The sequence below is a fragment of the Myxococcus vastator genome (assembly GCF_010894475.1).
GTDB classification, from domain to species: domain Bacteria; phylum Myxococcota; class Myxococcia; order Myxococcales; family Myxococcaceae; genus Myxococcus; species Myxococcus vastator.
Genome location: NZ_JAAIYB010000289.1, coordinates 1 through 10,968, shown reverse-complemented (window position 1 = coordinate 10,968; position 10,968 = coordinate 1). Strand labels below are relative to the sequence as shown.

The following is a 10,968-nucleotide window of genomic DNA, read 5'->3' as shown; positions in this document are numbered from 1 at the left end:
GCGCGTTCCCCGGGTGATGGGGCCCAGCGCCACCGGGCCGGCCTTCACGCCTCCGGGAACCAGCTCCGAGGCCCCGCCGCGTTTCTCCGCGTGCAGGGAGACGACGTTGCCGTCGCTGATCGCCACCACCTCGCCGTCCTGGTCGGTGCGGAACACGGTGGCCTTCACCGCGCGCAGGCGCTCCAGCACCGCCGGGGTGGGGTGGCCGTAGTCGTTCTTCGCGCCCACGGAGATGACGGCGGCCCGGGGCTTCACCGCGGCCAGGAAGCCCGCGGTGGACGAGTGCCGACCGCCGTGGTGGGCCACCTTCAGCACGGTGGCGGTGAGGTCGATGGGCTTGCGCAGCAGCGTGGCCTCGGTGTCCGGCTCGGCGTCGCCGGTGAAGAGGAACGCCGTCTTGCCGTAGGTCAGCTTGGCGACGATGGAGTTGGAGTTCGGGTCCGAGCGCGTGCCCGTGAGGAAGGGGTCCTCCGGCACGCGCGGCCACAGCACGGTGAGCGCCGCGCCATCTCCCAGTCCAATGGTGACCAGCGAGCGCGGGTCCTGCGGGTTGGGCACGGGCGTCATCACCTGGCCCACCTCGTCACCCACGACGTTGAGCAGGTCGCGGTACGCCTCGCTCGGGTGGTCGAAGCCCGGGTCCATGAAGCGGCGCGCCCCCACCGAGCGCAGCGCGGAGGACATGCCGCCCAGGTGGTCCAGGTGGGGGTGCGTGAGGATGGCGAGGTCCAGCGGTGCCTTCACCAGCTCACGCAGCCGCTGCTCCAGGCGGTGCCGCGCGTCGGGTGGGCCGCTGTCGATGAGCACCGTCTTGCCGGTGGGGGAGATGATGAGCGCGGCGTCCCCCTGGCCCACGTCGAAGAAATGGACCGTGAGTGGCTGGCCGGCAGCTTGGGCCAGGGCCTGGCCCGGGGTCGAGGCGAGGAGGAGGACGAGGAGTGCGAGCCACCGGACAAAGGACATCACGAGGCCGACTCTACCGCTCCGCTCCCCCCGCTGACACCCAGGGGGCGGCGCGGGCGCGCTTCTCCCGCGAGCGCTTCCCGGGGGCCTGGAAGTGGGCTAAGGGGCCGGGCATGTCCGACTCCGAAGACCTCTTCCATTTCGTCGAGGACATTGCCAGCCAGGCGCGCCGCCGGCTCGAGGCGTGGAAGGAGGGGCAGACGCCCGGGGCCAGCGCTCCCGCGTCGGGGCCGTCCACCGCCCGGGTGGACCTGGACACGGTGCGCTCCCACGCGGACCTGGCGCCGTACATCGACCACACGCTGCTCAAGCCCGAGGCTCGCGCCGAGGACGTGGTGAAGGTGGCCGAGGAGGCCCGCCAGTACGGCTTCGCCACCGTCTGCGTGAACAGCACGCACGTGGCCACCGCGGCGCGGGTGCTGGCCGGCACGTCCACGCTGCCCATCGCCGTGGTGGGGTTTCCGCTGGGCGCCTCGCTGCCGTCCGCGAAGGCCTTCGAGGCCCGGGAGTCCATCCGCGCCGGGGCGCGGGAAATCGACATGGTGCTGAACGTGGGCGCGCTCAAGGCGCACGACTACGCGCTGGTGCACCAGGACATCGCCGCCGTGGTGGAGGCCAGCCGGCCCGTGCCGGTGAAGGTCATCCTGGAGACGGCCCTGCTGACGGACGAGGAGAAGGTCATCGCCTGCTCGCTCTCCAAGGCCGCGGGCGCCGCCTTCGTGAAGACGTCCACGGGCTTCGGTCCGGGCGGGGCCACCGAGGCGGACGTGGCGCTGATGCGCCGGGTGGTGGGGGACACGGTGGGCGTGAAGGCGTCGGGCGGCATCCGCTCCGCCGAGGACGCGCTGAAGATGCTGCGCGCGGGGGCCAACCGCCTGGGCGCGTCCGCGTCGGTGGCCATCGTCTCCGGGCAGACCTCCACCGCGAAGTACTGACCCGGGGCGGACACCGTGAACGCGAAACAGCGAGAGGAACTCATGGCGCTGCTGCTCGCGCTCCACTCGGAGCTGACGGAGAAGACGCCGTCGAGAATCGAGCCGAACCGCACCGATGACGCGCGCATCGGCGGCGACGAGGACGAGCAGCCGCTCAACGAGATGATGCAGGCCATCGCCTCCAACCGGAACCGGAACATGGACGGCGTGCTGGCCCGCGTGCTCAAGGCGCTGGGCAAGCTGCGCGAGGACCCGGACGGCTACGGCGAGTGCGAGGACTGCGGCGACGAGATTCCGCTCGGCCGGCTGCGCGCCATGCCCTACGCGGAGTTCTGCGTGACGTGCCAGGGCAACAAGGACGGCCCCAAGGGCCGCGCCACCCGCAGCAAGCTGACCGATTACACCTGAACAACCGGCGTGCGAGCCAGTGTGCGTCGCGCGCCCTCAACGGCTAGACGAGGCTTCGAGGGCTCATGGACACCACCGGACTGAAGGAGCGGGCGGAGGCGTGGCGTCAGGCGGACCCGGACCCGTCCACCGCGGCGGAGCTGGCGGCGCTGCTCGCGAAGGCGGACTGGGCGGAGCTGGAGGACCGCTTCTCGCAGGACCTGGAGTTCGGCACCGCGGGCCTGCGCGGCGTGCTGGGCGCCGGTCCCAACCGGATGAACCGCGCCGTCATCCGCCGCACCACCGCGGGCCTGGCGCGCTACCTCAAGGAACAGGTGCCGGACGTCGCCACCCGGGGCGTGGTGGTGGGCCGCGACGCGCGCAACCTGAGCGTGGAGCTGGCCGAGGACACCGCCGCGGTGCTGGCCGCCGAGGGCATCCCCGCCCACGTCTTCCCGGAGCCGGTGCCCACGCCGCTGGTGGCCTTCGCCGCGCTGCACCTCGACGCCGCCGCGGCCGTCATGGTGACGGCCAGCCACAACCCGCCCGAGTACAACGGCTACAAAGTCTATTGGGGCAACGGCGCGCAGATCATCCCGCCGCACGACACGGGCATCGCCTCCGCCATCGCCCGGGTGGAGCCCGCCAACCGCGTGCCGCTGCTGACGCCGGCGGAGGCGCGCGCCAGGGGCCTGTGGCGGGACTTGCCCGCGGCCATCGGCGACGCCTACGTGCGCGCCATCCTGGGGCTGCGCGTGGTGGGCAAGGGCTCCGAGTCGCTGTCCATCGTCTACACCGCCATGCACGGCGTGGGCGGCGACTGGGCCGTGCGCGCCTTGCGCGAGGCGGGCTTCCCGCGCGTCACCCCCGTGGCCGAGCAGCAGCAGCCGGATGGCCGCTTCCCCACCGTGCGCTTCCCCAACCCGGAGGAGCCGGGCGCCATGGACCTGGCCACCGCCACCGCCGAGCGCGTGAAGGCGGACGTGGTGCTGGCCAATGACCCGGACGCGGACCGGCTGGCCGTCATGGCGCGCGACGCGGACGGAGCGCTGCGGCTCTTGACGGGCAATGAGGTGGGCGTGCTGCTGGGCCACTACGTCCTCACCCAGGGGCCGAAGCAGGGCACGCCGCACGTCGTCACCACCATCGTCTCCTCGGCGCAGCTGGGGGACATCGCGCGTTCGCTGGGCGCCGCGTGTGACGAGGTGCTCACCGGCTTCAAGTGGATCGCCAACCGCGCGCTGGAGCGCGAGCAGGCCGAGGGCACCCGCTTCGTCTTCGGTTACGAGGAGGCGCTGGGCTACACCGTGGGGACGGTGACGCGCGACAAGGACGGCGTGGGCTCGGCGCTCGTCATGGCGGACCTGGCGGCGTGGTGCCAGGCGCGCGGCACCACGGTGCTGGGCTACCTGGAGGAGATTCAGCGCGCGCATGGCCTGTACGTGGGCGCGCAGCGCAACTTCACGTTCCCCGGCGCGGCGGGCGCGCAAATCATCCGCGGCATCATGGACGCGTTCCGTTCCTCGCCGCCGAAGGACATCGGCGGTGACGCCGTCCGCGCCGTGAGCGACTACAAGAAGGGCGAGCGGGGCCTGCCGCCGTCCAACGTGGTCGCGCTCGAGCTGGAGAGCGGCGGCCGTGTCACGCTGCGTCCTTCCGGCACCGAGCCGAAAATCAAATACTACTTCGAGCTGAAGGAGACGCTCGCCGACGGCGAGCCCCTGGCTCAGGCCCGCGCGCGCGCCGAGTCCCGGCTGGCCCGCTTCATCGCCGCTTTCCTCGGCCTCGCGCGTGAGCGCGGGCAGCCAGCGTGAGTCTTGTGACGCAGCACCACACCCACCGCTCGCCCCCGCGGGCGGCCTTCGCAGAAAGGTACCGTGTGAAGCGACTGCTCCCCGGAGTCCTCCTCGCTTGTTTCCTGGCCCTCCCCGCCACCGCGCTGGCGCAGCGCGGTCAGGGGTGGTCCGTCCTCGCCGGTGAAACGCTGGGACGGGGCAACACCGCGTTCCATGGCCAGCTTGGCTGGCCCGGCATCTCCCTGGGCCTGCTGCACGGTGGCTCGGAGCGCTTCGACATCGGCGGCAAGTTCAGCTTCAACTGGGGCCGCGAGGGCTGGGTCCGCTACACGGACCCGGGCATCAAGCTCCAGGCCTGGATGCGGCTGCAGCTCGTCCAGGAGCGCAACTTCTCCCTGGCGCTCACCTTCCAGCCGGGCCCGTTCTTCTACTTCAACCGCCGCGACACCGACGTGGGCCTGGCGCTGCCCGTGGGGCTGGTGGTGGGCATCCCCGCCGGCAGCGCCGTCATGGTGAACCTGGGCCTGGACATCCCCTTCCACGTCTACTTCGGCGAGGGAATCGGCCCGGTGTTCCCCATCCTCGTGGGCGGCGGCCTGGAGTACTTCGTCAACCGCCAGCTGGGCGTCACCTTCAACGTCCGGCTGGGGCCCGCCGTCATCCCGGACATCGACGACACCGAGTTCACGCTGGAGGCGCTCTTCGGCGTCGCCTACCGCTTCTAGCTACCAGGACGACGTCTGCTCGGGCAGCTCCACCGTGAAGGTGCTGCCCAGGTTGACGCGGCTCTTCACCGCCACCGCGCCGCCCATGGCTTCCACCAGGGTGCGCGCGACGGTGAGGCCCAGCCCAGCGCCCTTCTCGGGGGCCTTCGTCGTGTAGTAGGGCTCGAAGACGGCCTGCAGCTCGTCCTCGAAGATGCCGATGCCCGTGTCCTTCACGTACAGGCGCGGGCCGAAGTCCCCGAAGATGTCCGGCAGCTCCACGCCCACGTGGATGCGACGCGGGCGGTCCGTCACGTCCTCCACCGCGTCCACCGCGTTGGCCAGCAGCTCCACCACCACCTGCTCCAGCTGGCGGCGGTTGAAGACGACGGCGATGGCCTCGTCCGGCAGCTGCACCTTCACCTCGGCGGTGCCCAGGCGGCCGGCGTCGCGCATCCGCTCCACCACCGCGGGGATGAGGTCGCGCAGGTCGAAGCGCTGGATGTCCTTGGGGCTGGTGGGGCCCAGCGACAGCAGGTGCTGGCCGTGCAGGCGCATCTGCTCGCCCGCCACGCCCAGCTTCTTGAGCTCGTCGGCGTCCGGCGGCAGGCCCTGCGACGCGCGCATGCGCACGTGCTCCAGCGCCCGCTGGAGGCCTTCGCCCACGCGGCCCAGGTTCTGCGCCACGTCCGCGGCCAGCGTGCCCACGCGGGCCAGCCGCTCCATCTCCACCCAGCGGACGCGCGGGTCCTGCAGCGCTTCGGCGCGCTGGCCACCGCGCTCGCGGTGCGCCTTGAGCTCCAGCAGCGTGTGGATGCGGACCTTCAGCTCCAGCGGGTCCAGGGGCTCGGTGATGAGCAGGTCATCCACGCCCGCCTCGAGCACCTCGCGGCGCGTCTCCCGGTCCGCGCTGGGCGTCAGCATGAGCACGGGGAGGGCCGGGCTTCCCAGCGCGTCCTGGAGGCGCCGGTACGTCGCGAGGCCGTCCGTGCCGGGGCGCTCCACGTCGAGCAGCACCAGGTCCGCGGACTGATGAGCCGCCGCCGCCAGTCCGCTGGCCCTCAGCACGTCATAGCCCGCCGGCGCGAGGATGGAGCACAGCCGCTCCATGCCACCCGACGCCACGTTCACGGCCAGCACCCGGGGCCGATACGTCGCGGTCTCCGTCGTCTCCAGCATCACGCCACCCCTACATGGTGACCAGGTGAGCCTTCACCCGGGTGTTCCAGGCCGTCCTACGGACCTCTCTCGCCCTGGATGGAGCTCCCCCCTGGGCGCCTGCGTCCAGTCCGGTACGTGATCCGATACCGCGCTGTGTCTATGCGAGGCTCATGCCGCGCTTCGTCCCGGCGCGTCGGAATCGCCCATTGCACCTCCAACGGTGGCAGCCCTGTAACGTCGGGGGGTTGAATCGTTGCGACGCTGGAGAAAGTTGTCCCAACTGGAATCCGGCCAACGAAAGAAGGGGTCCATTCTGACCTGAAATCGAATTCAACCCGGGTATTGAATGACCTCGTTGCGCGCAAAGTGTCAGCGCGACTCTTGTTCGTAGGGTGTTCCGAGCGCGGCGGGGGCGCTGCTGCGCTGGCCCTGGAGGGTCAGCACTCCCAAGGTGAGCAGATAGGGCAGGGCCAGGAGGACGCCCTGGGGGATCAGCTCGACCAGGCCGGGGGCGCTCGACACCAGGCCGATGCGCAGCGCGTTACCGAAGGCGAAGAAGGTGGCGGCGAGGAAGGCGCCCACGGGCGTCCACCGGCCGAACACCATGGCGGCCAGGGCCATGAAGCCCAGGCCCGCGGGGGTGTGCTGCTCGAAGCGGTCCAGCACGGCGGTGGACAGCACCGCGCCGCCCAGGCCCGCCAGGAGCCCGCTGCCCAGCACCGCGCCCCAGCGCAGCGCCGACACCGACAGGCCCAGGGTGGCCACGGCCTGGGGCTTGTCGCCCACCGCGCGCAGCCGCAGGCCCAGGGGCGTGCGCGTCAGCAGGCCCTGGAAGGCGAAGGGCAGGAGCAGCGCCAGGTACGTGGGCGCCGAGTGCCCGGACAGCGCGCCCAGCACCGGCACGGCGCTCAGGCCGGGGAGGTTCCAGCGGGTGAGCTGCTGGATGGGCGGGGTGCCGTTGGGGCCGTAGAGCGACTCCAGCAGGAAGGTGCCGCCGGCCAGGGCCACCAGGTTGAGGGCGATGCCGGACACCACCTGGTCGGAGCGCCAGCGGATGCTCAGGAAGCCATGCACGCCGGCCAGGGCCGCGCCCGCGAGCATGCCCATGACGACGGCCAGGGGCGTGGGCATCGTCAGCGCCGCCACCGCCGCGCAGAAGGCGCCCACGCGCATCATCCCCTCCATGCCCACGGCAATCACGCCCGCGCGCTCGGAGAGCACCGCGCCCAATGCGGCGAAGATGAGCGCCGGCGCCGCGTCCAGGGTGGAGAACAGCAGCGAGTGGATGACCTCAAGCACGGGGCACCTCCGCCGACGCCGCGGGTGCCACGCTCCGCCGGCGCAGCACCGCCAGCCACACCATGCGCCCGGCGACGAAGAGCAGCGCCAGGCCCTGGATGAGCTCGGGGAAGCTCTTGTGCACGCCGAGCAGCTGCATGCGCGTTCCGCCCGCGCGCAGCACGCCGAAGAAGAGCGCGGACACGGTGGCGCCCAGCGGGTGGTTGTTGCCGATGAGCGCGATGGCGATGCCGTCGAAGCCGTAGGGCGCGCCCAGCGTTCCGGGGTAGCGGCCCTCCGTGCCCAGCACCAGCACCGCGCCCGCCAGCCCCGCCATGGCCCCCGCGAGCGCCATGGCCAGGCCCATGCGCCGGGCCACGGGGATGCCCGCGGCGCGCGCGGCCTCGGCGCCCAGGCCCACCGCGCGCGTCTCGAAGCCGGAGCGCGTGCGCGTCAGCCACACCCACACCGCCAGCGCCGCGACGAGCGCCAGCGGGAAGCCCAGGTTGAGCCGCGAGCCTTCGCCCAGCAGCCGGGGCAGCACCGCGGTGGCCTGGATTTCGGCGGTGCCGGTGATGGACTGGCCGCCTTCGGCCGCGCCGCGCAGCGGGCCCACCACCAGCCAGTTGTCCACCAGGCTCAGCGCCACCCAGTTGAGCATGATGGTGGAGATGACCTCGTGCACGCCCCGGTAGATGCGCAAGAGCCCGGCGATGCCCGCCCACGCCGCGCCCGCGAGCGCCGCGCCCAGCAGGGCCGCCGGGACGTGCAGCGCGCCGGGCAGCGACACCTGGGCGCCCACCACGGCCGCGGCCAGCGCGCCCAGCAGCATCTGCCCCTGCGCGCCGATGTTGAACAGGCCGACCTTGAAGGCCACCGCCACGGACAGGCCGGTGAGGGTGAGGAGCGCGGCCTTCATCGCGGACTCGCCCAGCGGGCGGGTGATGACGGTGGCCGCCGCGCCGTCCAGGTACGCGGGCCAGTTGCCGATGCCGCCCCACAGCATCTGCAGATAGGCGTCCGTCGCGGTGCCCGGCTCCAGGGTGAGCGCGATGAGCACCCAGCACACGCCCAGCGCGAGCAGCACGGAGAGCACCGACGGCAGCAATTGCCTCACGCGCTCAGGCATGGCCCGGCTCCAGGGTGCCCAGCATGCGCCGGCCCAGCTCGCGCTCGTCGAACGCGTGACGCGGGAAGTGGCCCGTCACGCGGCCCTCGAAGAAGACATAGACGCGGTCCGACAGGGCCAGCACCTCTTCCAAATCCAGTGATACCAGCAGCACGCCCGTGCCCTGGTCGCGCGCTTCGCGCAGCTTCGCGTGGACCTGCGCCACCGCGCCCACGTCCAGCCCGCGCGTGGGCTGCACCACCACCAGCAGCCGGGGCCGCGCATCCAGCTCGCGCGCCACCACCACCTTCTGCTGGTTGCCGCCGGACAGGGCGCGCAGGGCGACCTCCGGGTCGGGCGGCCGCACGTCATAGGCCACGGTCAGCGCGCGCGTGCGCTCGCGGCGGCCCTTGAAGTCAATCCACGGGCCCTTGGCGAAGGGCGGCCGCGTGTGCCGGCCCAGGGCCACGTTCTCCTCCACGCTGAGCGCCTTCACCACCGCGCGGTGGTGCCGGTCCTCCGGGATGTGCCCCACGCCGCGCGTCCGCGCCTGGGCCGGCGTGAGGCCGCCCAAGGGGCCTCCCAGCAGCGTGCCGCTCCCGGAGGTCAGCGAGCGCAGGCCGGTGAGGACCTCCGCCAGCTCCCGCTGCCCGTTGCCGTCCACGCCCGCGATGCCGACGATTTCTCCCGCGCGCACCTCCAGGTCCACGCCGCGCAGGGCAGGGCGCCCATTGTCGCCGGTGGCCTGGAGCCCTCGCACGTCCAGCAGCGGCTCGCCGGGCGCCTGGGACACGGCCGAGGCGGGAGCGGCGGCGGCCGGCGCGCGCGGGCCTTCGCCCACCATGAGCGCGGCGAGCTGTTCGGCCGTGGTGTCGGCGGCGCGGACCTCCGCCACGCAGCGGCCCCGGCGCATGACGGCGATGCGGTCCGCCACGCCGAGCACCTCCTTCAGCTTGTGGCTGATGAGCACCACGGTGTGGCCCTGGGCGACCAGCCCGCGCATGACCCGGGCCAGCTCATCGGACTCCTGCGGCGTGAGGACGGCGGTGGGCTCGTCCAGGATGAGCACCTGGGCGCCGCGGTGCAGCGCCTTGACGATTTCGACCTTCTGCTGCGAGCCCACGCTGAGCGTGTCCACGCGAGCCCGGGGCTCCAACTGGAAGCCGAAGCGGGCGCAGGTGGCGGACACCTCCCGCACCGCGCGCTCCAGGTCCAGCAGTCCGTGGCGGGTGGGCTCGCGGCCCAGCACCACGTTCTCCGCCACCGACAGCGTGGGCACGAGCATGAAGTGCTGGTGCACCATGCCAATGCCCCGCGCAATCGCGTCCCGAGGGCTCTTGAAGCGCACGGGCTGACCGTCCAGCGACAGCACGCCCGCGTCCGGCTGGTAGAGCCCGTAGAGGACGTTCATCAGGCTGGACTTGCCCGCGCCATTCTCACCCACCACGGCGAGCAGCTCGCCCCGGTGCACGTCCAGCGACGCGTCCTCCAGCGAGACGCAGGTGCCGAAGGCCTTGTGGATGTTCCGGAGGGAAATCAGGGCGCGGCAGCCTGGAAGGAGGCGAGGTCCGCCGGGACGGCCGGGATTTGGAGCGTCCCGGCGACGATGCGCTGGCGCAGGGCCTCCACCTTCTGGAGCGCCTCCGCCTTGCCGGGGAAGTCCACCCGCACCTGGGCCATGCCCACGCCGTTCTCCTTGAGGCCGAGCACCTGCTCGCCCGCGGAGAACGTGCCGTCCACCAGGTCCTTCGCCGCCTGGTACACGGCCAGGTCGGTGTGCTTCATCATCGACGTGAGGATGGCCTCGGGCGCCACGTGGGACTGGTCGGAGTCCACGCCAATGGCGTACACGCTCTTGCCCGCGGCGCGCGCCTCCTTCACCGCCTGGATGACGCCGATGCCGTCCGCGCCCGCGGCGTGGAAGAGGACGTCCGCGCCCTTGGAGATGAGGTCCTGCGCCACCTGCTTGCCGGCGGCCATGTTGTTGAAGCTGCCCGTGTAGACGGACATGAGCGCCTGGGCCGCCTGGGCGTTGGTCGTCTTCACGCCCGCGCGGTAGCCCACCTCGAAGCGCTGGATGAGGGGCACCTCGATGCCGCCCACGAAGCCCACCTTGTTCGTCTTCGTCACCAGCCCGGCCAGCGCGCCCACGAGGAAGCTGCCCTCCTGCTCCTTGAAGAGGACGGTGCGCACGTTGGGCAGCTTCATCGCCTTGCCCTGCGCGTCCAGCACCTGGCTGTCGATGAGCAGGAACTGGGACTTCGGGTTCTCCTGGGCGGAGGTGCGCACCGCGTTGGCCAGCATGTAGCCGTTGCCCACGGTGAGCCGGGCGCCCTGGTCCACCAGGAGCTGGAGGTTGGGGACGTAGTCCTCCTGGGCCTTGCTCTGCAGGACGATGGGCTGGATGGCCAGGGTCTTGAAGCGGGCGGCGTCCGCGGCCAGGTGGGGCGGCAGGGACTGGCGCACCTCGGCGGGCGTGGCGTCCACGTACTTTCCGCCCTCGTAGCGCTTGCCGGCGGCCCACAGCTCCAGGCCCCGAAGCGCCGCGTCATTGAAGGAGTGGTCTCCGCGACCGCCCACGTCGATGACGAGCCCCACGGGGAGGGCCTTCTTTTCCGTCTTCCCGGCGGCGGGGG

At 72.2% G+C, this 10,968-nt stretch carries 10 protein-coding genes; 4 read left to right on the top strand and 6 right to left on the bottom strand.

Annotation, left to right across the window (positions count from 1 at the left end; all coding sequences use genetic code 11):
• Nucleotides 1-963 (bottom strand): ComEC/Rec2 family competence protein (locus G4D87_RS24950; protein ID WP_163784719.1); only part of this gene is annotated, 963 nt, incomplete at its 3' end.
• A 113-nt stretch (nt 964-1,076) separates the two neighbouring features.
• Between G4D87_RS24950 and deoC the strand changes: the two genes are divergently transcribed.
• The 4 genes from deoC to G4D87_RS24930 all read left to right on the top strand — a co-directional run bounded on the left by deoC (nt 1,077) and on the right by G4D87_RS24930 (nt 4,806).
• Nucleotides 1,077-1,898, top strand: coding sequence for a deoxyribose-phosphate aldolase (gene deoC, locus G4D87_RS24945; protein WP_163784717.1), 822 nt, complete (start codon nt 1,077-1,079; stop codon nt 1,896-1,898).
• A gap of 15 nt (nt 1,899-1,913) precedes the next feature.
• Complete coding sequence (locus tag G4D87_RS24940) at nt 1,914-2,306, top strand: TraR/DksA C4-type zinc finger protein (RefSeq protein ID WP_163784716.1); 393 nt, start codon at nt 1,914-1,916, stop codon at nt 2,304-2,306.
• A gap of 65 nt (nt 2,307-2,371) precedes the next feature.
• Nucleotides 2,372-4,099: a phospho-sugar mutase gene (locus tag G4D87_RS24935; protein WP_163784715.1), complete on the top strand. Its 1,728-nt coding sequence runs from the start codon at nt 2,372-2,374 to the stop codon at nt 4,097-4,099.
• Nucleotides 4,100-4,164: 65 nt separating this feature from the next.
• The gene (locus tag G4D87_RS24930) at nt 4,165-4,806 is read left to right on the top strand and encodes a hypothetical protein (RefSeq protein WP_240358574.1); all 642 of its coding nucleotides are present in this window, start codon (nt 4,165-4,167) and stop codon (nt 4,804-4,806) included.
• Here the strand turns inward: G4D87_RS24930 and G4D87_RS24925 are convergent, their stop codons facing one another.
• The 5 genes from G4D87_RS24925 to G4D87_RS24905 all read right to left on the bottom strand — a co-directional run.
• Nucleotides 4,807-5,964, bottom strand: a complete 1,158-nt coding sequence (locus G4D87_RS24925; RefSeq protein ID WP_163784713.1) for a sensor histidine kinase — start codon at nt 5,962-5,964, stop codon at nt 4,807-4,809.
• A 351-nt stretch (nt 5,965-6,315) separates the two neighbouring features.
• Nucleotides 6,316-7,245 carry an ABC transporter permease gene (locus tag G4D87_RS24920; RefSeq protein ID WP_163784712.1) on the bottom strand — a complete coding sequence of 310 codons (930 nt, stop codon included), beginning with the start codon at nt 7,243-7,245 and terminating at the stop codon, nt 6,316-6,318.
• Nucleotides 7,238-8,353: an ABC transporter permease gene (locus G4D87_RS24915; protein WP_163784711.1), complete on the bottom strand. Its 1,116-nt coding sequence runs from the start codon at nt 8,351-8,353 to the stop codon at nt 7,238-7,240. The genes G4D87_RS24920 and G4D87_RS24915 overlap by 8 nt, the downstream gene beginning before the upstream one ends.
• Complete coding sequence (locus G4D87_RS24910; RefSeq protein WP_240358573.1) at nt 8,346-9,803, bottom strand: ABC transporter ATP-binding protein; 1,458 nt, start codon at nt 9,801-9,803, stop codon at nt 8,346-8,348. Before G4D87_RS24910 ends, G4D87_RS24915 begins: the two co-directional genes overlap by 8 nt.
• A gap of 65 nt (nt 9,804-9,868) precedes the next feature.
• On the bottom strand, nt 9,869-10,968 hold a 1,100-nt coding region (locus G4D87_RS24905), incomplete at its 5' end, for a BMP family lipoprotein (RefSeq protein WP_163784710.1).